Genomic DNA, 24,632 nt, shown 5'->3' with positions numbered 1-24,632 from the left:
ACTTCTCTTGAGTAAACTAAAAGTGGTTGACCCGGGGCCGTCATGCCCGGATCAGGGTGCCGACCCGCTCCCCGTTGACGGCTTTCGTGATGTTGCCCGGGACATGAGCGTTCACGATCTTGATCTCGGTCACGTGGACGGCGTCCCGGAGCAGCTCGACGGCTTTCGGTTCGAGCACCATATCCTCCATCTCCATCTCCAGGAGTTCGTCGGCCGTGATCTCCGCTATAAACTCGGCGTCGGGATTCACGAATGGGTTTTCGGCGTAGAGGCCGTCCACGTTCTTGCCGAGGATGCAGTTCTTTCCGCCGACCACTTCCGCCATCAAAAACGCCCCGGTATCCGTCCGGTGCGGCGGGATGCTCCCGAGTTTCGGCGGATGCTCATACAGCCCGTAGGGCGGGGTGCCCTGCACGACCGGCAGCATCCCGAGGGATATGAGCGAGGGGAGGTTTAAGAGATCGTCGGTGTGGATCCGGGTGCCGTTGTACTTCGAGAAGAGGATGGACATCATGATCGCGTTCTGCTCGCTGATCTTGCCCGCCAGTTCCGCAAGCACCCCCGTCGGCATGCCGAGATCGATCCCGACGTCGAGGATGTGGCGCACCCGGACGCCGCCGCCGGTGGCGACCAGGACCTTGTTGTTCCGGGAGAGTTCCCCGATCTCCTCGACCAGGGGATAGATCACGTCTCGCCCGTAGTCGATGACCCCGTGGCCGCCGATCTTGATCACGTTCAGGTCGGGCATGATCCTGACCTGTTTGCCGCTCCGGGTCTCGCGGAGCAGGCCGCGCCGAACCAGACTCTCGCCGCGGAACTTTGATTCCATCTCAAATCGTTCTGCCATGATATCAGCCTTACCTCTTGTATGATAGAAAAAGTTAAGTGTCTTTGGTGTATACCTGCTGGTATACCAACTGGTATGGGATGGAAAAACATGAGAATCTACGCACGTGAACGCCAGAAAGTCGGCACCGGCGTGAAGCAGCCCCGCTTCCGCGTCGTCGCCGTCGTTGAAGAGCAGGGCGAATCGAAGCATCTGAAGGTGGAAGGGACCCACTTTCGGAAGGTCGAGCTCGAACAGATTGCAAAGGACATCGGAGCGGAGGTTATCTACCTCGAGGAGATGCCCGAAGAAGAACGCGGCGAGATGAAGGCGGAAGCGGCATAACCAGACCGACCTCTTTTTTTTGCGCCGGACGCGAGTACTTCTACGATCGGATGTCCACACACGAACACGACGACATAATCGATGCGGCCGTCCGGATCCTCCTCGAAGAGGACCGGTGCCTGACCGTCGGCTTTTCCCCGGACGGCATCTCGCTGCGGTTCCCAACGACGCGGAAACTTGCCGAGCACCTCGGGATCCCGCACTACTACGTCCTTCCCCGGTTCGGGGAGATGGAGCGGGACGGGCTGATCCGCCGGGCCGAGCGGGTCGGCATCTCCACCACGGCCGCGGGGACGGAGCGTCTCCTCGCGGTCATGGCGGAGCGGCACGGCGAGCGTGCGGAAGAAGTCCTGGGTGCCGGGGTCCTCCGGGCACTCGAGATCCGCGCCGCTCAAGCCTCTTCTTCTCCCGAAGAGTAGACGTGGGCCGCCGAAGGCCGGAAGGCGAGGTAGACCGCGTCGCCGGGTGCGACGCCCGTCTCCTCGAACCCCTGCCGCGTCAGCGTCACCCTAAACGGAACTCCGGCCTCGACGGAGACCCGGACCAGCCCTCCGTTCGGCCGCACCGAATCCACGCGGCCGAAGACGACGTTTCTTCCGTTCTCCGGCAGAGGCACCTTTGAGATCTGGATCTCCTCCGGCCGGATTGCAACGGAGACGGGGCCGGGTATGGCGTTCTCCGCACGTATCCGGAGATCCCCCACCGCGACCGTTCCGTTGGCCGAGCCTGTTCCGCGGAGAAGGTTCTCCACCCCGACAAATCCCGCGACGAAGTCGGAGTTCGGCCGCCGGAAGATCTCCTCCGGTGTCCCCACCTGGATCACGTCGCCGCCGCGCATGATCGCCACCCGGTCGGCGAGGTCGAAGACCTCCTCGAAGTTGTGGGTGATGTGGACGATCGTCGTCCCGGTGGCCTCGTGGATCCGGGCGAGTTCCGCCCGGAGGCTCTCGCGCGTCTTCACGTCGAGCGCGGAGAGCGGTTCGTCGAGCAGCAGGGCTTCCGGCTCCATCACCAGCGCCCGGGCAATCGCCGAGCGCTGCTGCTCGCCGCCCGAGAGCGTTCCCGGGTAGCGGTGGAGGAGGTGGCTGATGTTTAAGAGATCCGCGCTCTCTTCCACTTTTCCGCGGATGAACGCGGGGTCGGCGCGGCGGGACTTCAGCCCGAAACCGATGTTCGCTTCGACGTTCAGGTGCGGGAAGAGCATGTAGTCCTGGTAGACCATGCCGATGTTCCTCTCCCGTGCGGGGACTTCCGTGATGTCCCGGCCGTTCAAGAGGATCCTGCCCGCATTGGGGCTGTAGACCCCGGCAATCGTCTCAAGAAGGATTGTCTTTCCCGCCCCTGTGGGGCCGAGGACGATGAAGTACTCCCCGTCTTCGACCGAGAGCGAGACGTTCGAGAGCGAAAACTCCCCGAGGCTCTTGGATACGGAGTCGATGACAAGCATGGGTGAACCTCCTAGTAGACGTGCGTGGCTCCGCCGTAGCGCTCGAAGGCGTAGAGCGAGACGACCGAGATCATGATGAGGATCGTCGCCGCAGCGATGGCATACTCGAGTTTTCCGGTGGACATGTTCAGGAAGAGCGAAAGCGGGAGCGTCTCGGTCTTCATCCGGGTTGCGCCGGCAAGCATCAGCCCGGCGCCGAACTCACCGATCCCCTTCGACCAGGTGATCACCGATCCGGCGAGGAGACCGTTCCAGGACATCGGGAGCGTGACCCGCCAGAAGGCCTGTGCGTCGGTGCAGCCGAGTGTCTTTGCCACGTGCTCGTAGCGGGGGTTGACGCCCTGGAACGTCGAACGGGTCACCCGGAGCATGTAGGGCAGGTTCACGAAGAACTGGGCCATGATGATCCCGAGCGGCGTAAAGACGAACGCAAGCCCTGCGGCAGCAAGCGACTTTCCTACCGGGGAGACCCCGAAGAAGAGGAGGAGCCCCACGCCCGCCACGAGCGGCGGGAGCGCCATCGGGATATCCATCAGCATGTTCATCACTGATTTGCCCGGGAACGTGTAGCGGGCGAGGGCATAGGCCACCGGCATGGCGACCAGGATGCAGAGGAGCGTGGAGATGACGGAGGTGACGATCGAGAGCCTGATGGCGAACTGGATCTCCTCGGAGAGGAAGCACTCGATGAGAACTGCCGGCGGGGAGTGGGTGACCACCCCGACGAGGATCATTACGATGAAGGCCGCGATGAAGAGGGCGACCGCAACGGTCGCCATCCGAAAATAGGAGGAGTTTTTCAGGCTCATGAAGACTCCTCATGCTCCCGGAGATCCTTTGGCGAGAAACTCTTGAGTTTCACCTCCTCGATGTGCTTTGCGTCGACCCAGCCGCTCCTGACGTCGTCGCGGTGATCGAACTGGCGGACGTAGGGTTTGATGTCGAGGAGCGGCGTGCCGTCCAGCACGTCGATCCCGCGGACCCGGACGGTGTTGCCTTCGACGGAGACGACCTCGACGAGGGAGATCCCGATCGGGTTCGGGCGGCTGAAATGGCGTATGGCAAAGATCCCGCGCTCTTTGCTGCCGTCGACGAACGGGCGCTGGCGCAGGCTAAAGCCGTTCGCCTGGTGGAAGTGGTAGAGGAGGATGATGTGGGAGAACCCCTCGACCCCCTCCAGCCCGTCGGCGTACTCGGGAAAGACCTCGATCGTCCCCTCCTCTTCGGAGAAGATGCTCTGGATGGGCGTTGTGTCCTGGTCGGTGAACGGTGAGTGAATGGTTCCGATGATTCGGTAGGTGACTTCCATGCGACTTCTCCTTCCTTGTACATCAGGGTTTGACATCCGCGTAGGTCTCGCTCGGGTAGGTGACGAAACCGTGCCGGGTGAAGATCTCCTTTCCTTCGTCGGAGATGACGAACGCGATGAACTGCTCCGCCTCAGGCTTGTGCTCGGAAGAGGTCAGCACGCCGATGGGGACGACCTTCACCAGGTTATTCGTGTTCGGGATGTAGATGATGTCCATCTTCTCCGGTACGTAGAGATCCTCCCAGATGATACCGACATCGGCCTGCCCCATGGAGAGGTAGACCAGCAGTTCGTTCACCGTGCCGCTGCGGGTCACGAGGTTCTTCTCCACGTCGGCAAGGAGGTCGTTCTTTTCGAGGAGTTTGTCGGTCAGCTGGCCGATGGCGGTGCCGGGATTCTCGCCGAGCGCCACCCGGACGCCGGGCTTTGCCATGTCCTCAAGGCAGGTGATACCGGCAGGGTTGCCCTTCGGGACGGCGATGATTGGGACGTGGTAAACGGTCAGGTGCTCCTCCTCGACCAGCCCCTTCTCGCGGGCCGCGTCGAAGTAGGCGGTCGCGCCCGGCATGTAGACGTCGCCCATCTCCGTCAGTTCCATCTGGGTGAGCAGGGTGTTCGATCCGCCGAAGACGAAGTTGATCGGGATGCCGGTCTCGTTCGTGAAGGTCATCGCGATCTCGTCCATCGGTTCGCGCATGCCCGCGCCGCAGTAGACGAGCAGCTCGGGCTTTGTCGTGTCGGACACCGCCGGCGTATCGGCGGTGGTTCCGGTACATCCGCATGCAAAAGCGGCGGATGCCGCGACAAGCAGTGCAAGAATGAGAAGCAGGTGTGCTTTCATAAGAATAATTACTCATGTGGGCAAAATAAACGTTTATACATTGGATCAAATTAACCAACACAAGTTAATGGTTTTGTCCTGGTTGAAATGGTAACTGGATCTCATGACCGTGGCCCCGAACATACCGGATCCCCATCAGAAACCCCAAAAAGGAGACAAGACATACCGAGAGTTGTACCATGGCGGAGAACACCGGAACGGAGGAAAGAGGCATCAGGTTTACCCTCGAAGAGATCGCCGGAGCCGTCGGCGACTTCGGCACCATCTTTCCCATCCTGCTCGGCGTCGCCATCGTCTGCCCGGACGTGAACGTCAGCCACTTCTTCCTCTTCCTCGCCGCCTGGTACATCATCGCCGGGTTCTACTATCGCCTCCCCATGCCGATCGAACCGATGAAGGCGATCGGGGCCATCGTCATCGCCGAAGGGCTCTGTGCCGGCGAGATCGTGGCGTCGGGCATCGTCGTCGGCGCGCTCTTCCTCCTGCTCGGCCTTGTCGGCGGCATGACGTGGATCGGGGAGCGGATCCCAAAAAGCGTCGTCCGGGGGGTGCAGGCGGGGCTTGCGCTCATCCTCCTCAGGACGTCGCTCGGCTACATCGTTCCCGACGCTCTCTTTGCGGCCGTGTCCATCGGGATCATCCTCGTCTTCTTCGTCGCATCGCAGCGCACCCGGATTCCGGACGTTTCCGCCCTGCTGGTCCTTCTCATCGGGCTTGCCGCCGGTATCGCCGTGCAGGGGATGCCGCCGTTCCGCCTGATGCCGCTTCCAGTCCCGGTCCTCCCGCTACCGGCGGATTTCATCGCCGGCACCTGGGACCTCGCTCTCCCGCAGATACCGCTCACGCTCACGAACGCCATCCTCGCGACATCGCTCCTCACCTACGACCTCTTCCCGAAGAAGGGCGTGAACCCTGATAGGCTCTCGCGGACGATAGGGGCGATGAACCTGGTCTCGACGCCGCTCGGGGGGTTCCCCATGTGCCACGGCGCCGGGGGGCTCGCCGCGATGTACCGGTTCGGCGCACGGACCGGCGGGGCAAACATCATCGCCGGTATCTTCATCCTCATCTTCGCCGTCGCCTTCGCTCCGCCGGAGGTGCTGACCCTCATCCCCTTCGGCGTCTTCGGCGCGCTCCTGGTCTTCGTGGCGCTCGAACTCGGGAAGCACAGCGTGAAGACGGAGTCTTACCTTGTCACGGGAACCATCGCCGTCCTCACCCTCGCGATCGGCCTCACGGTCGCGTTCATCGTCGGGATGATCCTGGCCTATGTGCTTGAATGGCGGGGGAGAGCGGGAGCGTCCCGATCCTGACCCGACCAGGTTTATCTCATCCGGCGTAAGAGCGGGGGGAGATGGACACCGTCACTGCACTCGGTCTTCTCGCCGGTTCGCTCACGACGCTCTCGTTCGCGCCGCAGGCCGTCCGGGCGTGGCTGCCACGCGCTCGACCACCGACCTCTCGCTCTCGATGCTCATCGTCCTTCTCGCGGGCGTTCTGCTCTGGCTCGCCTATGGGGTGGTGAGAGGGGATGTCGCCATCGTGGCGGCGAACGCCGCGACAGCCGGCCTTGTTGGCCTCACCCTCTCGCTCAAGAAAAAGAACGGATGACGTGGATCGCCGTCGCCTTCACGGAGAGGGTGACGGGCGTTCCCGAAACGATGCCGAGATCCTGCACCGACCGCCGGGTCAGAACCGCGGTGAGCGTGACGCCCGCGTCCACCCGCACCTCGGCGACGGGGCCGTTCTCGATAACCTGGACGACCGTCCCGGCCAGCGTGTTCCGGGCGCTGGTGCGCCGCCCGTCCCCGACGGCGAGGACGACGTCGTCGGCCCGGATGCAGAGGGTGACCTCCTCGTCCGCCGCCGCGTCCGTCACCGCCTCGAAGGCCAGCCCTCCGGCAATCACCGTCGCGAGCCCGTCCTCGTTTGCCGTCACCGTTCCGTCCAGGATGTTCTCGATCCCGATGAACGACGCGACCTCGCGGCTCTTCGGCGCGTTCAGCACGACACCGGCCTTCCCCTCGTCGACGAGAGCTCCGTCGATGATCACCGCCATCCGGGTGGCGAGGAAGTGCGCTTCCCGGCGGGAGTGGCTCACCTGCACGACGGTGAGCCCGTCCTCCCGGTGGAGCCGCCGGAGATCGTCGATGAACTTCTCCTGCGTGACGGGGTCGAGGGCCGAGAGCGGTTCGTCGAGGAGGAGGATGTCGGGTTTCACCGCGACGGCCCGGGCGAGCGCCACCCGCTGCTGCTCGCCGCCGGAGAGGGTCCCCGGGTAGCGGTCGGCGAGGTGAGCGATCCCGAACCGTTCGAGGAGGGGGGCGACCTCGGCCCGGGCCTCCTTCTTCCCCATCCCCTGCACCCGGAGCCCATAGGAGATGTTGTCGATGACCCGCATGTTCGGGAAGAGCGAGTAGTCCTGGTAGACGAGAGCGACCTTCCGCTTCTCCGGGGGGAGTGCGGTGATCTCCTCGCCCCGGAGGAGGACGCGGCCGCTGTCCGGCCGGTGGAGTCCGGCGATCGCCTCGAGGAGCACCGTCTTTCCCGCACCCGACGGCCCGACGATGAAGTAGTAGTCGCCCTTACTGATCGTCAGGCTGACGTCGTTTAAGCGGAACGAGCCGAGTGCGAGCGAGACACGGTCAAACTCTATCATCGTACCTCCCTAAGTACCGGGTCATTCTTCGCAGGAGGTAGAAGACCCCGAAACTGACCAGGATGACCGTGAATGCGATACTCCTGCTCGTGTGGATGCCGTCCGTCGTGAAGGAGTAGTAGATCAGCGTCGATATGATGAACGGGTAGTAGGCGATCATGATAACGCCGGCAAACTCCCCGATCGCCCTCCCCCAGGCGAGGATGGCCCCGCTGTACATGTGCCGGAGGCTCAGGGGGAGCGTGACCGTGCGGAACGTGGTGAAGGTGCCCGCCCCGAGCGTGCGGGCGACGTTCTCCAGGTGAACCGGCACCTTCTCGAACCCCTCCCGCATGGTGTTGACGTAAAACGGCGAGGCGACGAAGAGCATCGCGACGATCGTCCCCGGGAGCGCGTCCTCGAACGCAATCCCGATCTCCGAGAGCGGCGCGCCGAGCCAGCCCCGGCGCATGAAGAGGAGGTAGACGAGCAGGCCCGCCACGGTGTGCGGCAGGATGAGCGGGATGTCGACGATGCTCTCGACGACTCCCTTGAAGTGGGAGGGGCGGGACCGCGCGAGAACGTAGGCGAGCGGGGTTCCGAAGAGGATGAGGAGGAGGACGGCGCTCGCCCCCGCGCCGAACGTGAGGAGGATGGATTCGATCACCTGCGACGACGCCGCGACCTTGAGGAGGTGAGCCGGGTCGGCGAGTTCTGTCGTTGCGATGTTCGCGAGCGCAAGCACCGTGACGCCGACAAGCAGCCCTCCCATGATGCAGAACCAGACGGTGCACCAGTCTACCTGCCGCCTCCAGCGCCCACTCCACCAGGAGGAAGTTACTTCACCATCCCCCCGGAGCGGGTCGTCCGACGGTGTTTCAGTCTTCATATCCGTATGTTCCTGAATAAGCGTTGTACGCGTTCGCTGATAATTGGTGGCATGAAAAAAAAGGTGTTCAGGATTTCATCTCAACAAGCGACTGGAGAGCGTCAGGGACCTCGCCGTAGCCGCCCGCGGGCACGATCGGGGGCTGGCCGTCACGCTCGAGGATCTCCTGTCCGGTGGCGCCGATCAGCATCTCCACGAACTCGATGCCGAGGTCGGGGTGCTGTGCGATCTTCGGGACGGTCACGCCGTAGACGATCGGCGAGCCGACGTAGAGCGTGGTGCCGTCGCCCTTCTTCGCCTCGGTCTGGACGGTCGCGTAGTTCTCCGCGAAGTCTATCGACGAGAGGTCGATCTCCTCGGGGAGTTCGATGAACTCGAGGTCGTTCTGCACGGCAACGCTCCGGTACTCCCAGGCGTAGTCAAGTCCGCCGGCCTGGATCATCTGGACGAGTTCGACGCTCTTAGGCCGGATCGTCAGGGTGGTGCTGTCGGGCTTCGGGTCGGCGGCGTGGATCGTGTAGACCCCGCCCTCTTCGGTGACGGTGATCTCGCTGTGCTCCCCGACAAGGGTCTCGAAGATCTGGTCGTCCTCATAGTAGCCCTCGGCGAGCTGGATCACCATCGGGCTGCGGTAGCCGCAGGGGTCGGAGTTCGGGTCGGAGAAACCCCACCGGACGCCGTCGCGGGCGAGGACTTCGTACCAGTTCTCGGCGGTGATCTCGTCCGCGTACTTGCTCTCGTTCGAGTAGGTGAGCACCATCCGGTTCTTCGCGAACGTGAGGTACCAGTCGGCGTCGTCGGGCACCATCAACTGCGGGATGAGGGCGTAGTCGGCGGAGGCGAGAACGTCGGCGGGTTTGCCGTTCTCGGTGATCTTCTTGACGCAGTCGACGCTGCCGGCGGGTTCGAGGAGCACGGTGACGCCGGAATGTTCGGCTTCAAATTCCGCTTTCACCTTCTCGAACGGACCGGTCAGGCTCCCGGCATGGAAGACCTTCAACTGGACTTCTTCGGCGGCGGTTGCCGTCGGCGTGGGGGTCGTCGTCTGGTCGTCGGTCGTCCCCGTGCAGCCGGAGAATAAGACCGCGACAGCGACCAGAAGACAGATACATGCAGTTACGTGAGTTAACCTCATGAAAGAAGTTGTGAGAGTAAACAAGTGTTAAATTTATCTGTTCTAATGCGAGTTAATCACTATTGGTTGACTCCTCCTCTCTCCGAAGGCCAGAGGGAGGAGAAGGTGCTCGCGATGGGGAAACCGTCTCTCACCCGGACTTCGCCCGCGGGATCAGGTGGACCGCCTTTGCCTGGAGGGATACCCAGACCTCCATCCCCTCGTGAAGCCCGAGGGCCTCCGCCCTCCTCGCGGTCACCAGCGCGACGAGATCGCACCCGCAGCGCACCGCAACATTCACGAACGGTGCCGTGGGTTCGATGGCGGTGACCGTGGCGGGGAAGAGGTTCTCAGCCTCCTCATGCCCCGGTTCCCGCCGGTGCAGGGAGATGTCTTCGCCCCGGATGACCATCTCCACCTCGTCGGCGGGCGGCGGGGTCGCCGAGAGGAGCTCCTTTCCCCTTGCCTCCACCACGGTGAACTCTCCTCTCCGGGAGATGACCCGGGCGGGAATGATGTTCTGGACACCTACGAACCGGGCAATCTGCTGGTTCTTCGGTTCGCGGAATACCTCGCGGGACGGCCCGGTCTGGGCGATCGTGCCCTCGATCATCACCCCGACCCGGTGGGCGAGACGCTGGCCCTGCGCCAGATCGTGGGTGCTTATGAGGACGGTCATCCCTGCCTCGCGGTTCAGCCGTGTCACGATCGCCTCGATGGTGGCGGTGGATGTCGGATCAAGGTTTGCCGTCGGCTCGTCCAGGAAGAGGATCTCGGGGTCGGTCACGAGCACCCTCGAGAGCGCCACCCGCTGCTGTTCGCCGCCGGAGAGATCGATCGCCCGGCTCTTGATGTAGCGGGAGAGCCCGACGGCTTCGAGGGCTTCCTTCACCTTCCGGTCGATATCTTCGGCGGGAGCACGCCGGTACCGGAGCCCCATCGCGACGTTGTCGTAGACGGACGAGTTGAAGACGATCGGCCGCTGAAAGAGCATCCCCATCCGGCGGCGGAGATCGAGCCAGCTGCCGCGATCCGCGACCGTGTCGATCCCGAAGACCGAGAGTTGCCCATCGTTCGCGGGCTCGATCAGGTCGAGGAGCCGCAGAAGCGTACTCTTCCCCGACCCGCTCGGACCGATGAGCGCGAGGATCTCGCCTTCCCTGACCGAGAGGTCGACGTCGTGCAGGACTTCAAGGGTGCCGTAGGACTTTCTGATGTTGTGTGCCTCGATGACTGTCATGGTATCACCGCTGCTGGACGAGCGAGAGGGCGATGTTCACCCCGAGCGCCACCGCGAGGAGGATGATCCCGAGTGCAATCGAGAGGGAGTAGTTCGCCATCGAGGTGTTGAGCGCGATCGCGGTGGTGAGGACGCGGGTGGCGCCCCGGATGTTCCCGCCGACGATCATCACCGTCCCGACCTCGGCGATCGCCCGCCCGAAGCCCAGGAGAACGCCGGCCATCACCGCGAACCGGGCCTCCGCGATGATGGTCATGACCGTCTGGAGCCTGCTCGCGCCGAGCGCGGTGATCGTGTAGCGCTTGTCCCGGTCGATCCCGGAGAGTGCCGAGACCGTCAGCCCCATCAGGAGTGGTATGATGAGGACGGTCTGGGCGACGACCATGCCGCCGGGCGTGTAGAGGAAACGAAGGAACCCGAAGGGCCCGACGTTGGAGAGGAGCAGGAAGATGACCAGACCCACGATGACGGTGGGGAGGGCGTACAGCGTCTGCAGCGTGGAGACGACCGCGTGCTTCCCTCGGAACTCGTAGAAGTAGATGAGCGCCCCGAGCGGCAGGGCGATCAGTGCGGCAAAGAAGGTGGCGGTGAGGGAGACGTAGAGCGAACGGATGGTGATCTCCACCACCTGCGGATTGAGGGTGATGATGAGCTCGACGGCCTCGACGAACCCCTCGATGATCGGGTTCCCGTTCACCACGCGCCCTCACCCTCCGGTCTCCCTGTCACCCTGCCGACACCTCGTCCACGTCTCCCCTGTCCTGGTACCCACTCATGTGGGCGTGGGCACCGGCTCCGCACAGGTGCAGTTGAACGGCGGTTCGGTGCACTCGGGAGCGTAGAGCGGCGTGAAGAGCGGTTTGCCGAATTCTTCGGTGCCGAACTCGCCGATCATTTCTTTCGTCTCGTTCGTGGTGAGCCAGTTGATGAAGTCCGCGGCGCCCTCGGCGTTCACGCCCGGGTACTGTGCGGGGTCGACGGCGATCGCGCTGTAGCGGTTCAGGAGTTCCGCACCCTCGGCGACGACCGGCACGAGTTCCAGCCTGTCCGCGAACGAGAGGTAAGTTCCCTCATCGGAGAGGGTGTATGCCTGCTGCTCGTTCGCGAGGATCAGGGTGTCCCCCATGCCCTTGCCGGCCTCGACATACCAGCCCCCGGCGTTCAGGATCTCGCCGTCGTAGTCGTAGCCCGCCTCCTCCCAGAGCACCTGCTCCTGGTTGTGCGTCCCGGAGTTGTCGCCGCGGGAGACGAACGCGACGCCCGCCGTCTCATTCGTGCCGGCGGCGTAGAGCGTCCGGAAGGCCTCCACCGGGGTCATGTTCGCGATTCCTGCCGGGTCGGACTCGGGGCCGACGATGATGAAGTAGTTGTAGGCGATGCACCGGGGATTGATCCCGAAGCCGTCGTCGATGAACTGCTGCTCAAGGTCCGGGGCGTGGACGAGGACGAGATCGACGTCGCCGCGCCTGCCGGAGTCGATGGACTGTCCGGTGCCCTGGGCGATGAACTGCAGATCCATCCCGGTCTCGCCCTCGTAGACCCGTTCGAGTTCTGCGAGGAGCCCGGTATTCTCCAGGCTCGTCGTGGTGGCTATCCGCAGGATGTCCCCTCCGCCGGCGGGAGCGGTCGTCGCCCCGGCCCCCGGCGTCTCGTTTTCGCCCGGCGCCGTCTCCGTGCATCCCACAGAGAGGGCGAAGATGAGCAGGATCGCAACGACGCCTGCCGCCAGATGAGTTGCATTTGTCTTCATAGCAGCGCGTTAGGGAGCCCTCCTCGGATATATAATTATCCTGACCGGAAAGTTAATGAGCTCCGTTCCGGGGGGAGGTTGCCAGCGGGGTCGAAACCTTAACGCTCCCGCCCGCCGACCTTGCTCCTCATGTGGCAGGCGCTGGATATCGAGACCTGGATCGCCGGGCGGCGGTCGGACATCGACCGGGTGAAGGGACCGGTCTCGGAGATCATCGGGAGGGTGCGAGAGGAGGGCGACGCCGCCCTGCTCGACCTGACGAAGAGGTTCGATAAGATCGATCTCGAGGAGATCGCCGTCCCCGACGAGGAGCGGGAGGCGGCCTACGATGAGGTGGACGCACGGCTGGTCGAAAGTCTCGTGGAGGCGGAGGAGCGGATCAGCCGGTTCCACGAACTGCAGCGCGGACGCGACCTCTGGCTGCAGGAGATGGAGCCCGGGATCACCCTCGGCGTCAAGACGACTCCGCTCTCCCGTATCGGCGCCTACGTCCCCGGCGGGCGGGCGGCCTACCCCTCGACGGCGCTGATGTGCACGATCCCGGCGAAGGTCGCGGGGGTCGCGGAGATCTGCTGCTGCACCCCGCCGCCGACGAGCCCGATCACCCTCGTCGCGCTCGATATCGCCGGGGTCGACGAGGTCTACCGGGTCGGCGGCGCCCAGGCGATCGCGGCAATGGCGCTCGGGACGGAGTCGGTCCCACGGGTGGAGAAGATCGTCGGCCCGGGGAACGTCTACGTCACCGCCGCGAAGATGCTTCTGCGCGACGAGGCTGAGATAGACTTCCCGGCAGGACCGAGCGAGATTGCGATCCTCGCTGACGGCACGGCGAACCCGACCTTCATCGCGGCCGATATCCTTGCCCAGGCCGAGCACGACCCGAACGCCGCCTGCGTCCTGGTGACCACCGACGCGGCCCTCGCCGGTGCAGTCGGTGCCGAGGTGAAGCGGATGGCCGGGGAGGCGAAACGCCGCGATATCGTCGCAAAGGCGCTCGAGCACTCCGGCTACATCGTTGCCGGCGATCTCGACGAAGCGGTCGCGACCGTCGACGGCATCGCCCCCGAGCACCTCTCGGTCCAGATGGCCGACCCGCTCGCCGTCATCAACCGCATCCGGAGCGCCGGGTCGATATTCGTCGGCCCCTACGCGGCGGTAGCCTGCGGCGACTATGCCTCGGGGACGAACCACGTCCTCCCGACGGCTGGCTACGCTCGGCTCTACTCCGGCCTCGACGTGAACCACTTCTGCCGGCGCTCGACGGTGCAGGTGATCACGCGGGAGGGGCTTGAGGCCATCGGCGACGTTGTGGAGACGATCGCCGACGCGGAGGGGCTCCACGCCCACGCGGAGTCGGTACGGGTGCGGAGAAGGGGATAAGCGAATAATTCATCTTACCTTTTTTGTTTTTGAGATGACTGGAGTGAGGACTCCTGTTTCTGGACGAGGTATAGGGGCCGGTGGGGTTGGATAAAGCAGGTTACGACGATGGTAAGTTATTGTATGGCTGACAGGACGGTCGTGGCTGTGAAAAATTCCGGTACACTGGACCGTGGGAATATCGCCACGAGGGGGGAGGGGACAACGGGGAGTGCGAGCGCAGCGAGCATGAGAAACTCGAAGAGTTTTGAGGGGGGATGCTCCCTTCCCACCTGACGGTGGTCGAGCTCCGTTCCTTCACACCTTACGGTGCTCACGCTCCGGTTCTAACGAACCGTCGCGTATCGGAACGTCGCACTCCCCGTCAGCCCCACCCCCTAATGGCGATATCCAGTGGAAAGCCGTGCATGGGGTTGTGACTGGTCGGAATGTTGGAGTTCGAGAAGCAATCAGGCCTCCCAGCAGCTCCTATAGCACAGTCTCGATAAGATGAATTACCGCGACGTCGGCGCCGACGGCTCCGGGGCAACCTCCCCGCGGACCATCCGGATCTTCTCGATCGCGTCCTCCGCGACGCTTCTCTCATCCTTGTCCCCGCTCCGGGCGAGAGCCTCGAGGGCGTCGATCGCCCGCGGGTCGCCGATGTACTTGAGCGCTCCCGCCGCGTAGAGCCGGACGTTCCGGTCGGCATCCTTCGTCGCCGCGACGAGGGGCTCGACCGCGGCACCGCCCATCCGCATGAGGGCGCCCGCCGCCGCGCCCCGGACGTCGTCGTTGCCGTCCCGGAGCGCCCCGATGAGGGGCTCGACCGCGGACGCCTCCCCGGTATCCCCGAGGACGCCGGCCGCGAAGATCCTGACGTCCGGGTCCGGGTCGGCAAGCATCCGGCGAAGCGGCTCCACCGCCCCCGGACCGAACTTCGCTATGGCTCCCGCTGCCTGGCACCGGAGGTCGTCGTTCTCGTCGCGGAGCGCCCGGGCGAGGGGTTCTAACGCGGCGGGATCACCGATCTCGCCAAGGATGGCAGCCGCGTAGACCCGCCGGAGGTCTCTTTGCGTCTCGATTTCCCAGGTCTGGCCGCCGGGCCCGGTCACGGTCGGCGGGCTCACGGCCTCCTCCTCCCCGTACTTCCCCGACGCCTCCAGGTTCTCGAGGAGTTCGGCCAGCGGTTCGACCGCCGGCGTCCCGAGCAGCGTGAGCGAGTCCGCCGCCGCCTCCCGCACCGCCGTCAGCGGATCGCCGAGCGCCCGGACGAGCGGCCCGACCGCTTCACCACCGCCGAAGTCCCCGAGCGCCAGGGCGGCCCGCTGGCGGGTCAGGCCGTCGCTGCTCCGGAGCGCTTCGATCAGGCCGTCGACATTCTTATCCGCTCTCAGCAGGTCGATATTGAACCGCTTCCCCACGTCCTCTTGCTCCAACGCGTTCACCTCCTTTTCATCTTGACGCCGGCGGGACGGGTGCGGCCATCCCGCGCTTCTGCCGGAACCGCGCCATCCCGTCTTCGGCCGACCTCCGGACGGCGGGGTCGGTGTCGGAAAGCGACCGGCCGAGTGCCCCTTCTCCTCGCGGGTCGGCGATTTCGCCGAGGATGACGGCGGCGTAAGCCCGGCGCAGGCTCGCGCCGGGAACAGCGCCTTCCGTCACGACGCCGGCCCTCCTTGCTCCGGGGAAGAGGGTCTCGTGCTCCCTCGCGTCCTCCGGACCGCCGAAGAGGTCGTGCTGCGCAATTTCTGGATGACGGAGGGACTTTTTCGTCCCGACATCCGTGGGGCCGCCGAAGAGATCGTGCTGAGTGATCTCATCCTCGGTGTCGCGGGATACCTTGCCTCCCGCCCTCCGGAGATCCTCCGGGCCGCCGAATGCATCGTGCTGGGCAAGCCCCTCCTCCTCTTCGCGGCCCCTTCTTCCGCCTCCCGCTCTCCTGACATCCTCCGGGCCGCCGAACGCGTCGTGCTGCCTGATGCCTCCCCTGTGCCGGAGACTCCTCTTCGTGGCCGGTATACCTTCGGGCCCCCCGAGGAGATCGACCTGCGTCAGCCCTTCCCCGGACGCTTCCTGCGGAAGGCCGTAGCCGGCCGCAGCACCCGGACGCTCGAGGACGTCGATCAGCGGTTCGACCGCCGGTGTCCCGACCATGACGAGCGCGTTCGCCGCCCCTTCCCGGACGTCCTGCACCGGGTCGGTGAGCGCCCGGATGAGGGGATCCACCCCCCGCCATTCCCCGAGCGCGCCGAGACCGAGGGCGGCGGTCCGGCGTGCGGTCGGATTGCCGCTCTGCAGTGCCTCGATCAGGCCGTCGACGTCCTGTCTCGATGCCAGATGCTCGACATCATACTGCTTCTCTCCTGCTGGAATATCCCGTCTCTGCATCACAATCACCTCAGGATGGGGCGATATAATCGGCCAGGAGTATAATAATATTGTGTATAAAAATCGCCATACGCTGTATTGAGAATCCGGCCCCTCCCCGGAGGGGGTGCGCGAACACAGGCCGGCGAGAGCAGGTATTTTATCCGCGCAGGGTGAGGAGAATATCATGCCGGAGGAGAAGAGAAAGGCGGAACTGAAGATCTCGGGGATGCACTGCGCGTCCTGCGCGCTCAACGTGGAACGCGCTCTCCAGGGCCGGGACAACGTCTACGACGCCCGGGTCAATTTCGCAAACGAGACCGCTACCGTCGAGTACGATCCGGCGAAGACAACCCTCGCCGATCTCGAACGGACGGTCTCGGACGCCGGTTACGAGGTTGTCAGGAGCGAGGCCACCGTCAGGATCGGGGGGATGGTCTGCGCGTCCTGCGCCCGGGTGATCGAGGCCTCGCTCGCGGACCTCGACGGTGTCTACGAGGCCCGCGTCAACCTCGCAAACGAGAACGCACGCGTCGTCTACAACCCCGAGTTCGTCACGACCGCGGAGATCCGGGCCGCCGTCGAGGATGCCGGCTACCAGTATCTCGGGCTCGAGGAGGAGATCCCCGAGGACGTCGAGGCCCGGATGCGCGAGGCGGATCTCCGGGACAAGTTCCGCCGGTTTGCCGTCGGGTTCGCGGTGAGCATCCCGCTCTTCTTCTACATGCTCTTCGGGATGCCGGGGGCGGCCGCCCTCCCGGTCTCGATCAACCTCGTCATGCTGGTCGTCACCCTCCCGGTCTTTCTCTACGTCAGCGCCCCCATATTCAGGGCCGCGGCCGCCGCGCTCCGGAACCGGGCACTGACGATGGACGTCATGTACGCGATGGGGATCGGCGTCGCCTACGGCGCAAGCCTTCTCGGGACGTTTCAGATCGTCCTCACGGCGGACTTCAACTTCTACGAGACCGCGGTGATGCTCGCGGCGTTCCTGACGCTCGGGCGCTACCTCGAAGCCCGGGCGAAGGGGAGGACGTCTGAAGCCATCAAGAAACTCGTCGGGCTGCGGCCCCGGACCGCGACGGTGATCCGGGACGGCCGGGAGGTCGAGGTCCCGGTCGAGGCCGTGGCCGTCGGCGACGTCATCCTGGTCCGGCCGGGTGAGAAGGTGCCGGTGGACGGGACGGTCGTCGGCGGCGAGAGTTCGGTCAATGAAGCGATGATCACCGGCGAGCCCATCCCGGCCGATAAGAAGGAGGGCGACGAGGTCGTGGGCGGCACCCTGAACGTAAACGGCGTCCTCCGCATCCGTGCCGAGAAGATCGGGAAAGATATGGTATTATCGCAGATCATCAGGCTTGTCCGGGACGCGCAGGGCTCGAAGCCGCCCGTGGAGCGGATCGCCGACGTCGCGGTCTCCTACTTCATCCCGGCCGTGCTCGCGATCGCAACCGCCGCCTTCCTGGTCTGGTACGTGGGGGCCGGTGCATCGCTTCTCTTCTCGCTCACGGTGCTGATCTCCGTCCTGGTCGTCGCCTGCCCCTGTGCGCTCGGCCTCGCTACCCCGACCGCCGTGACCGTCGGGATCGGCCGGGGCGCCGAACTCGGACTGCTGATACGAAACGGCGAGGCGCTCGAGGTATCGGAGAAACTGACCGCGATCGTCTTCGACAAGACCGGGACGCTCACCCGGGGGAAACCGGACGTCACCGACGTCGTCGCGCTCGCGGTGCCGGAGGACCGGCTGCTTGCGGTCGCCGCGGCGGTCGAGCACAACTCGCAGCACCCGCTTGCTGCGGCGGTCGTGCGCCGGGCGGAGAGTGCGGGAGTCACCGTCCCGGCTTCGGAACGGTTCACGACCTTCGGCGGCAGGGGGGTCAGCGCCGTGGTGGATGGGGAGGAGGTGCTGATCGGGAACCAGCCGTTCCTCGAGGAGCACGGCGTCACCGTCCCGGAGGGGGCGGAACGCCGGATTGCCGCCCTCCAGGACGAGGGGAAGACCGCGGTCCTGGTCGCCGCCGGGGCCGACCTCGCGGGCATCCTCGCCATCGCCGATACCCTCAAGCCGACGACGAAGCGTGCCGTTGCGGAACTGAAACGTATGGGCCTCTCGGTTACGATGATCACCGGCGACAACGAGCGGACGGCGAACGCCATCGCCCGCGAGGTCGGGATCGAAGACGTCCACGCCGGGGTGCTGCCGCAGGAGAAGGCGCAGGAGGTCCGGGCCCTCCAGAGCCGGGGCGAGGTCGTGGCGTTCGTGGGCGACGGGATCAACGACGCCCCGGCGCTCGCGCAGGCGGACGTCGGGATCGCCATCGGGAGCGGAACCGACGTCGCCATCGAGAGCGGGGATATCGTCCTCATCCGCGACGACCTGATCGACGCCGTCGCGGCCGTCGAGCTCTCCCGGAAGGTGATGAGCCGGATCAAGCAGAACCTCTTCTGGGCGTTCGCCTACAACTCAGCCCTCATCCCCCTCGCCGCCGGGGTGCTCTACCCCTTCTTCGGGATAACCTTCCGGCCGGAACTTGCGGCCCTCGCGATGGCGCTCTCGTCGGTGACGGTCGTCTCGCTCTCGCTGCTGCTCAAGACTTATATACCTCCGGCGAAGAGGGGGACGCTGTCGGAGGCTGATGCACGTGGCAGTTGATCCCGTATGCAAGATGGACGTCGATGAGGCGAGTGCGAAGTACACCGCCGAGTACCAGGGCAGGACCTACTACTTCTGCGCCCCGGGCTGCAAGAAACTCTTCGAACGCGACCCCGAGGCGTACCTGAAGGAACCGTAACCTTTTTTGCCGGCAGGTGTTCCGGCGCGGATCGGAATGGTCTTATACTCATAGGGGAATAGAGAATTCCTGAAACGGGGCCTGAATTACTGGTTTTTTGATATAGCATCATGTGGTTTACGCCGGGGGGCTCCTGCACGGTCAGAACCGGTAGACCGCCTTCCCGCTCAGTGCCCCCTGCCGCCCCTCTCCCGGTGCAAGATCCGCGGCGTCGTCCGAGACTTCCCGGAGGAAGGCGCTTGCGTTGTCGGCGAAGTGAACCGCCCAGGCTTCGGGTGTCCGGGGCTGGACATCCCCGTGGGGGCCGTGGTGCGACATCACGATATGGAGGATGTGGCCGAACCGTGCAGGGTCGACACCGGCGGAATGCTTCATGAGCGCCGCAGCCCCGATCGCCGTATGCCCGACGAGGGTGTATTCCGGGAGCGGGACGAACGAGAACCCTCGGCGGCAAAAGCAGGTCGCCTTCCCGATATCGTGGAGGAGCGCACCGGCGAGGAGGACGTCGGTATCCATCTCCGCCCGCGAGACCGTGCCCGAAAGAGAGAGCGCAATCTCCGCGGTCTCGAGGGTGTGCTCCGCAAGCCCGCCGATGTAGGCATGGTGGTGGAATTTCGCTGCGGGAGCGTCGAGGAAACCCGGGGCGTCGTTCATGACCATTGAGATGAGGGTGGATATGCCGGGCTCCTCGATCTTCGCGGCCATACGGGCGAGCCCCAACCGGACGCTTTCGATATCGACGGGCGCATAAACGAACAGGGACGGCTCGACCCTGTCCTGCGGCACCGGGTCGACGAGGCAGGTGATCCCGTCGTTCACGTTGACCTCGCAGGCGCCGTTGAAGACCTTCGCGTAGCCCTGAATGCGGTAGATCTCGCCCGGCCGGATCGCGCGGCAGAACGCCTCGATCTGCTCCACGCTGTGATCCGGCGTCCCCCAGACCTTGCAGGTTCCCCGGCCGGTCTTATCGGAGATGGCGAGCTGGATATACTTGCCGCCCCGCTTCTCGCGGAGTTCTGCGGTTTCCACCACGAACGGCGCGTCGACTTGCACGCCCCCGTTGATCTCCTCCACGAAGGTTGCCTTCTCAAACACCGGATCACTGTTCCTGTAAAATCCGTTCGCCCGGAGAACCTTAAAACCCGGCGGTTTGCTCTGGTGGGGAGAACAATTCCGTCTCACGCAAAAAAAGAAGTCCTTTCGGTAGTTTGACACTCTCCTCGCACCTATCGGCGTTCAAACCCTGCCTGTACGGCAGTCGCATTCCGGTGGAACGTTGCATTTCGCGGCTTCGCGTGAAGCAACAGTACAGGGACAACAGCAGGTTTCGCGCGAAGCCGCGAAGAACGCGAAGGCACGCCTACGCCCCGGATCCCCTCACCCGAACCGGAGCCGGAGCATCCCCATCAGCATCGCCTTCGCGTCCGATGTCATCACCTTCGACTCGTCCCGGTTCTCCCAGGTGATCGGGACTTCTTCCACCCGGTAGCCGTTCCGGCGCAGCCGCCAGAGGAGTTCGACGTCGAACTCGAACCCGGTCGACCGGATTGAGGAGAGAACCTCCTCAAGCGCATCCTTCCGGAATGCTTTCGCGCCGCACTGGGTGTCCCGGTAATCGAGCCCGAAGAGTGACCTGACCATCAGGTTGAAGAGACGGCTCTCGACCCGGCGCCGGAACCCCTGCCGCACGGGGATGACCGAGCCCGGAACCCAGCGCGAGCCGATGGCGCCGTCGGCGGTTGCGAGACGGTCGAAGAGCCGCTCCATCTCGGATAGCGCGGTCGAACCGTCTGCGTCCATGTAGCCGACGAAGGGCGTCGCCGCCGCCTCCATCCCGGCGACGACGCCTCCCCCTTTCCCGAGCCGGGCCGGAAACGCCAGGCACCGGATGGAGAGCGACGGGTGAGCCTCCGCGAACGTACCGACGATCTCTGCAGTGGCGTCGGTTCCGTCGCAGACGAAGACGAGTTTGCCTCGGAAACCCGAGACGTCCTCGAGGAGCGACCGGATCCGCCGCTCTTCGTTGTATGCGGGGATCACCAGGGTGCAGTCTGCCGGTCTCACGCCGCCGGCGCGTGTATCGTCTAGCATTCCAGTTTCGTGATGATGGTGTCGGCGAACTGTGCGGCGGCCTCGGGGCCGTTCGCGGTCACGACCTGCATATCGGCGACGACGGGGATCTCAAGGAGGTTTGCTCCCGCCTTCTTCATCTCCGCGACGGCCGCCGGGCTCCTGTATACCGTCGCATGACGCCCGGCGAGGATGCCCGCCCGTGCCAGCACGACCGGCGCGAGGCAGATGGCGGCGACGACCTTGCCCTGTTCGAAGAACGAGCGGACGAGATCCCGGAGCCGTTCGCTTCCCCAGAGATGCTCCTCGGAACCGCTGCCGCCCACGATCACGATCCCGACATAATCGTCGGGATCCGCGTCCTCAAACGTCATGGCCGCCTCCACGGTGCATCCCAGCATCCCCGTGCACGTGCCGGCGACAGTAGAGGCGAGATCGACGCCGATTCCCGCCTCTTCGAAGGTGTGTCTCGGGATCTCCAGTTCCTCGTCCCTGAACCGTTCAGGTGCAATCGCAAGCAAGAGTTTCATACGGGTCTTCTATCAAGGATTTGTTCATAAGCGTATTGATGGTTGTGGAGCGGGGTCGTGCCCCCGGAAAGAATGCCCGGGAACATCCGGGCCGTGTTTTGAAATAAGATTATTATAATAATTGCGCCATTGAAGTGCAGACCCCGCGCCGGCGTGAGACCCGAAGGCTCTGCCGGAGGTTCGGCCTTCGTTCGTATCGGGCCGTCCCCGGCACGGAGTAGAGGCCCGTTCCCGGGGTGGAGACAAGGAGAGGTAGACGATGCGACGCGGCACCTGTTTCTGGATCGTCCTGCTCTCGGCACTCGCGCTTGTCGTGGGTGCGGGGGCACAGACGGGAGATCCTGCGGTTATCTGGAACCGGACGTATGGAGGACCTGACACATACGACGCGGCCTACGCGGCCGTTCCCGACCCCGGCGGAACCGGGCTATTCCTTGCCGGGGAGACGGCGTCGTTCGGTGCGAAGACGGACGCCTGGGTGATCCGGCTCGCGCCGGACGGGGGCGAGGAGTGGAACAGAACATACGGCGGGGAGGAGGCCGACGCTGCGCATTCCATCATCAGAACCAATAGCAGCAACCTCCTCTTCGCCGGGAACCTCACCCTGGTCACGAACGGGACAGAGGCGGACACCGATGCCTGGCTCGTGGAGATAGACCCCTCCGGCGGCGAGGTCTGGAACCGGACGTACGGCGGCCCTGACGTCAACGCCACGGCCGCCGCGGTTATCGAGGCGGAGGACGGAGGCTACGTCTTCGTCGGCTCCATCACGCCGCGGGAAGGGAATGAATCATCGGCCTGGGCGGTCAGGGTAAACGAGGTGGGTGATGAGACCTGGAACCGGACGTTCGGCGGAGCCGGGGAGAATGCCGCGAACGCCGTCACCCGGATCCCCGGTGGGGACTTCGTCGTTGCCGGCAGCACCGGGTCCTCGGGAGCGGGCATGGCCGACGTCTGGGTGGTCCGGCTGGACGGGTCCGGTGGCGAGGTCTGGAACAGGACGTTCGGCAGCCCCGACGACGATGCCGGTCGGGCGGTGATCAACACCTCCGACGGTAACCTGCTCGTCGCCGGCACGTTCACGGAGCGGCCGGACAACACGACGGTCGATACCGACGCCCTCCTCATCAAGCTCACGCCCGACGGGGATATCGTCTGGAACTGGATCTACGGCGACTTCGGCGTGAACGAGACGGCGGCGGCCGTCATCGAGACTCCGGACGGCGGCTACCTCTTCGCCGGGGAGACGGCTTACCCCGGGGTGGACGATACCGACGCCTGGCTGGTCGCGACCGACGCTGACGGGGCGGTGGCGTGGAGCCGGACGTTCGGCGGTATAAACTCCGACGATGCGGCCGCATCGCTCATCGAGTCCGCACCGGGTGAGTTCGTCTTCGCAGGGATGTTCAACGCCACGGTGAGCGGAGGGACGGCGAATATGGATGCCTGGGCGGTGAAACTGGGGCCGGAGCCCACGCCGACGCCGACACCGACCGCTACCCCGACTGCTACCCCGACGCCCGTGCCCACGGCGACACCTTCCAAGCCCTCGAAAGCACCGATAATCTCCCAGAAACCCCCGGTACCAACCGAAACGATGACTGCCGCCCCGTCACCGGCTATGACGGTTCCGACGGGAACCACCTCACTGTCTCCAACAGCGGCTCCTACGGCGCCCTCCTCGCCCGGACCCACCTGGACGACGACGCCCACGGCCGCGCCGACGGTGACGGGCGCACCGTCACCGACCATGACGGCCGGGCCGTCTCCGACCATGACGCCGGTCGGCAACGACGACGATGACGATGATGACAATGACGACGGCAATAACCAGACCGGCGGCGCGGCAAACGAATCGCTCTCGGGGACGGTCTGGTTCGACCTGAACGGTGACGGCGCCCGCGATCCCGGCGAGCCGGGTATCCCCGAGATCAGCGTGCGGCTGATCGGCCAGCGAACCATGATGGACTATACCACCACCGGCCCGGACGGGTCATACCGGTTTGGGGCCATCCCCTCCATCGGTTACGCCGGTGTTGAGTTCATTCTCCCGGACGGGTATTCCTGCACCGTCCCGGGCCTGGACAACCATGCCGCACCTCTCGGCACGGACGTGATATTCGCCGAAGGCGGGGTCGACCGGCAGACCCTGAATGCGGGGCTCGTCGGAGATCTCCTGCCCGGAACCCCGGCAGCGTCCTACGGGTGGGTGCTCGGGACGGTCTGGAGCGACGATAGCCGGGACGGTATCAACGACGAGGCCTACGGCCTGACGGACGTCGAGGTCCGCCTCCTGGACGCGGGCGGGAACGTGGCGGGATCGACCCGAACCAGGTATCACGACAGTCACTTCTCCATGTATCTCTTCGGCCCGCTCCCGCCCGGGGAATACTCCGTCGCGTTCACTGCGCCGGAAGGTTACGTCTTCACGAGTCCCGGCCGGGACAGCTACGCCGACCCCTCGACCGGGGCGACCGGCCCGTTTACGGTCGGCGGGGGGGAAGCGGTCGTCAGGGGTGCGGGGCTGTTCCTCTCCCCCGCCCCGATCCCCTCGCCCGGTGAGCCGGAGATTAAGCCCTCAGTTGAGAACGGGACGGACGATGAGCAGGAGCAGCGGGACGATGTGGCTGATGGCGAGGACTCTGAGCCGGGCGGGCCGGCCGTGACCGACGGCCCGGAGGCTCCGGTGAACGAGACCGCCGACGACGGCGATGCCGCCGGCGAGCGGGAACCCGTGTGGAAGATCGGTGACGATTGGGACGAGGTTAGAGACAACGACGACCGGAAAGAGATTAAAGACGATGACCGGGAGAAAGCGGATGAGGTGGGAGAGAGCGACCGGCGTGACGACGGCAGGGACGAGGATGATTGATCGGGAGGAGTAAAGCGGCGTTCGGCAGAGGCGGTGCGCGCTCATTCTATGGTTTTCTGACCGGCACGGCTTCCTGCTCGCCATCGGTTCGGGTCATGGAGGCCCGGGTATTCTCTGTTTTTATGGCGATAACAGCGCGGATTGGTCGGCCGAACCCGGGGACGCCCGACGCATCTCTTCCAGATTAATAAAAATATTAATATAATATAATGCCTATCAGAAACCGAACCCCGGGGCCGG

The 24,632-nt window shown here is 64.8% G+C and carries 24 protein-coding genes; 8 read left to right on the top strand and 16 right to left on the bottom strand.

From position 1 onward, the window contains the following. Positions 1 to 40: 40 nt before the first annotated feature. Positions 41 to 847, bottom strand: a complete 807-nt coding sequence (locus tag MEMAR_RS09315) for an amino acid kinase family protein (protein ID WP_011844725.1) — start codon at positions 845 to 847, stop codon at positions 41 to 43. Between the two features lie 90 nt (positions 848 to 937). Here MEMAR_RS09315 and MEMAR_RS09310 point away from each other — a divergent pair, with 90 nt between their 5' ends. Then, positions 938 to 1,171: a hypothetical protein gene (locus tag MEMAR_RS09310; protein ID WP_011844724.1), complete on the top strand. Its 234-nt coding sequence runs from the start codon at positions 938 to 940 to the stop codon at positions 1,169 to 1,171. 50 nt (positions 1,172 to 1,221) lie between these two features. Further along, positions 1,222 to 1,590 carry a hypothetical protein gene (locus tag MEMAR_RS09305; protein ID WP_011844723.1) on the top strand — a complete coding sequence of 123 codons (369 nt, stop codon included), beginning with the start codon at positions 1,222 to 1,224 and terminating at the stop codon, positions 1,588 to 1,590. On the opposite strand, the gene MEMAR_RS09300 is transcribed toward MEMAR_RS09305, so the two are convergent. Genes MEMAR_RS09300 through modA form a run of 4 tightly spaced genes read right to left on the bottom strand, consistent with a single transcriptional unit; the run spans position 1,563 to position 4,768 of the window. Further along, positions 1,563 to 2,618 (bottom strand): ATP-binding cassette domain-containing protein, encoded by a 1,056-nt coding sequence (locus tag MEMAR_RS09300; RefSeq protein WP_011844722.1) that lies wholly within the window; start codon positions 2,616 to 2,618, stop codon positions 1,563 to 1,565. The two genes, MEMAR_RS09305 and MEMAR_RS09300, sit on opposite strands and share 28 nt — an antisense overlap. An 11-nt stretch (positions 2,619 to 2,629) precedes the next feature. Further along, positions 2,630 to 3,427 (bottom strand): ABC transporter permease, encoded by a 798-nt coding sequence (locus MEMAR_RS09295; protein WP_011844721.1) that lies wholly within the window; start codon positions 3,425 to 3,427, stop codon positions 2,630 to 2,632. Next, a complete protein-coding gene (gene tsaA / locus MEMAR_RS09290; RefSeq protein ID WP_011844720.1) occupies positions 3,424 to 3,927 on the bottom strand; it encodes a tRNA (N6-threonylcarbamoyladenosine(37)-N6)-methyltransferase TrmO in 504 nt (167 codons plus the stop codon). Before tsaA ends, MEMAR_RS09295 begins: the two co-directional genes overlap by 4 nt. Positions 3,928 to 3,949: 22 nt before the next feature. Further along, positions 3,950 to 4,768: a molybdate ABC transporter substrate-binding protein gene (gene modA, locus MEMAR_RS09285; protein ID WP_011844719.1), complete on the bottom strand. Its 819-nt coding sequence runs from the start codon at positions 4,766 to 4,768 to the stop codon at positions 3,950 to 3,952. 179 nt (positions 4,769 to 4,947) lie between these two features. Between modA and MEMAR_RS09280 the strand changes: the two genes are divergently transcribed. Together MEMAR_RS09280 and MEMAR_RS09275 are read left to right on the top strand one after the other, a co-directional pair. Next, positions 4,948 to 6,081, top strand: a complete 1,134-nt coding sequence (locus MEMAR_RS09280) for a putative sulfate/molybdate transporter (RefSeq protein WP_011844718.1) — start codon at positions 4,948 to 4,950, stop codon at positions 6,079 to 6,081. A 118-nt stretch (positions 6,082 to 6,199) separates the two neighbouring features. Further along, complete coding sequence (locus tag MEMAR_RS09275; RefSeq protein ID WP_235808105.1) at positions 6,200 to 6,379, top strand: SemiSWEET family transporter; 180 nt, start codon at positions 6,200 to 6,202, stop codon at positions 6,377 to 6,379. Here MEMAR_RS09275 and MEMAR_RS09270 read toward each other — a convergent pair. The 6 genes from MEMAR_RS09270 to MEMAR_RS09245 all read right to left on the bottom strand — a co-directional run bounded on the left by MEMAR_RS09270 (position 6,360) and on the right by MEMAR_RS09245 (position 12,399). Continuing rightward, complete coding sequence (locus MEMAR_RS09270; protein WP_011844717.1) at positions 6,360 to 7,427, bottom strand: ABC transporter ATP-binding protein; 1,068 nt, start codon at positions 7,425 to 7,427, stop codon at positions 6,360 to 6,362. The genes MEMAR_RS09275 and MEMAR_RS09270 overlap by 20 nt on opposite strands. Beyond that, positions 7,414 to 8,295 carry an ABC transporter permease gene (locus tag MEMAR_RS09265; protein ID WP_081432610.1) on the bottom strand — a complete coding sequence of 294 codons (882 nt, stop codon included), beginning with the start codon at positions 8,293 to 8,295 and terminating at the stop codon, positions 7,414 to 7,416. The genes MEMAR_RS09270 and MEMAR_RS09265 overlap by 14 nt, the downstream gene beginning before the upstream one ends. A gap of 67 nt (positions 8,296 to 8,362) precedes the next feature. Next, positions 8,363 to 9,430 carry a tungstate ABC transporter substrate-binding protein WtpA gene (gene wtpA / locus MEMAR_RS09260; protein ID WP_011844715.1) on the bottom strand — a complete coding sequence of 356 codons (1,068 nt, stop codon included), beginning with the start codon at positions 9,428 to 9,430 and terminating at the stop codon, positions 8,363 to 8,365. A gap of 130 nt (positions 9,431 to 9,560) precedes the next feature. Next, positions 9,561 to 10,649: an ABC transporter ATP-binding protein gene (locus tag MEMAR_RS09255; protein WP_011844714.1), complete on the bottom strand. Its 1,089-nt coding sequence runs from the start codon at positions 10,647 to 10,649 to the stop codon at positions 9,561 to 9,563. A 4-nt stretch (positions 10,650 to 10,653) separates the two neighbouring features. Beyond that, positions 10,654 to 11,349, bottom strand: coding sequence for an ABC transporter permease (locus MEMAR_RS09250; RefSeq protein WP_011844713.1), 696 nt, complete (start codon positions 11,347 to 11,349; stop codon positions 10,654 to 10,656). A gap of 72 nt (positions 11,350 to 11,421) precedes the next feature. Beyond that, positions 11,422 to 12,399 carry a substrate-binding domain-containing protein gene (locus MEMAR_RS09245; protein WP_011844712.1) on the bottom strand — a complete coding sequence of 326 codons (978 nt, stop codon included), beginning with the start codon at positions 12,397 to 12,399 and terminating at the stop codon, positions 11,422 to 11,424. A 129-nt stretch (positions 12,400 to 12,528) separates the two neighbouring features. Here MEMAR_RS09245 and hisD point away from each other — a divergent pair, with 129 nt between their 5' ends. Beyond that, positions 12,529 to 13,779 (top strand): histidinol dehydrogenase, encoded by a 1,251-nt coding sequence (hisD, locus tag MEMAR_RS09240; protein WP_011844711.1) that lies wholly within the window; start codon positions 12,529 to 12,531, stop codon positions 13,777 to 13,779. Positions 13,780 to 14,273: 494 nt separating this feature from the next. Here the strand turns inward: hisD and MEMAR_RS09235 are convergent, their stop codons facing one another. Both MEMAR_RS09235 and MEMAR_RS09230 read right to left on the bottom strand, forming a co-directional pair. Continuing rightward, positions 14,274 to 15,197: a HEAT repeat domain-containing protein gene (locus tag MEMAR_RS09235; RefSeq protein ID WP_245526584.1), complete on the bottom strand. Its 924-nt coding sequence runs from the start codon at positions 15,195 to 15,197 to the stop codon at positions 14,274 to 14,276. Between the two features lie 16 nt (positions 15,198 to 15,213). Next, positions 15,214 to 16,149 (bottom strand): HEAT repeat domain-containing protein, encoded by a 936-nt coding sequence (locus MEMAR_RS09230; RefSeq protein WP_011844709.1) that lies wholly within the window; start codon positions 16,147 to 16,149, stop codon positions 15,214 to 15,216. A gap of 166 nt (positions 16,150 to 16,315) precedes the next feature. Here MEMAR_RS09230 and MEMAR_RS09225 point away from each other — a divergent pair, with 166 nt between their 5' ends. Both MEMAR_RS09225 and MEMAR_RS12790 read left to right on the top strand, forming a co-directional pair. After that, entirely contained in the window at positions 16,316 to 18,781 is a 2,466-nt protein-coding gene (locus MEMAR_RS09225) for a heavy metal translocating P-type ATPase (protein ID WP_011844708.1), read from the top strand. Next, positions 18,771 to 18,920: a YHS domain-containing protein gene (locus MEMAR_RS12790; protein WP_011844707.1), complete on the top strand. Its 150-nt coding sequence runs from the start codon at positions 18,771 to 18,773 to the stop codon at positions 18,918 to 18,920. The genes MEMAR_RS09225 and MEMAR_RS12790 overlap by 11 nt, the downstream gene beginning before the upstream one ends. 141 nt (positions 18,921 to 19,061) lie before the next feature. Here MEMAR_RS12790 and MEMAR_RS09220 read toward each other — a convergent pair whose 3' ends face one another. From MEMAR_RS09220 to MEMAR_RS09210, 3 genes are all read right to left on the bottom strand, one after another. Beyond that, entirely contained in the window at positions 19,062 to 20,015 is a 954-nt protein-coding gene (locus tag MEMAR_RS09220) for an HD domain-containing protein (protein ID WP_011844706.1), read from the bottom strand. Positions 20,016 to 20,297: 282 nt separating this feature from the next. Continuing rightward, positions 20,298 to 21,011, bottom strand: coding sequence for a dolichyl-phosphate beta-glucosyltransferase (locus MEMAR_RS09215; RefSeq protein WP_011844705.1), 714 nt, complete (start codon positions 21,009 to 21,011; stop codon positions 20,298 to 20,300). After that, on the bottom strand, positions 21,005 to 21,520 hold the full coding sequence (locus MEMAR_RS09210; protein WP_011844704.1) for a DJ-1/PfpI/YhbO family deglycase/protease: 516 nt from the start codon (positions 21,518 to 21,520) through the stop codon (positions 21,005 to 21,007). Before MEMAR_RS09210 ends, MEMAR_RS09215 begins: the two co-directional genes overlap by 7 nt. 259 nt (positions 21,521 to 21,779) lie before the next feature. Between MEMAR_RS09210 and MEMAR_RS09205 the strand changes: the two genes are divergently transcribed. Beyond that, a complete protein-coding gene (locus tag MEMAR_RS09205) occupies positions 21,780 to 24,392 on the top strand; it encodes an SdrD B-like domain-containing protein (RefSeq protein WP_011844703.1) in 2,613 nt (870 codons plus the stop codon). The last annotated feature ends 240 nt before the right edge of the window (positions 24,393 to 24,632 follow it).

This window comes from Methanoculleus marisnigri JR1 (assembly GCF_000015825.1).
In the GTDB taxonomy this organism is placed as follows: domain Archaea; phylum Halobacteriota; class Methanomicrobia; order Methanomicrobiales; family Methanoculleaceae; genus Methanoculleus; species Methanoculleus marisnigri.
The sequence above is the reverse complement of the archived record's forward strand: the minus strand, read 5'-3'. Positions and strand labels throughout refer to the sequence as shown.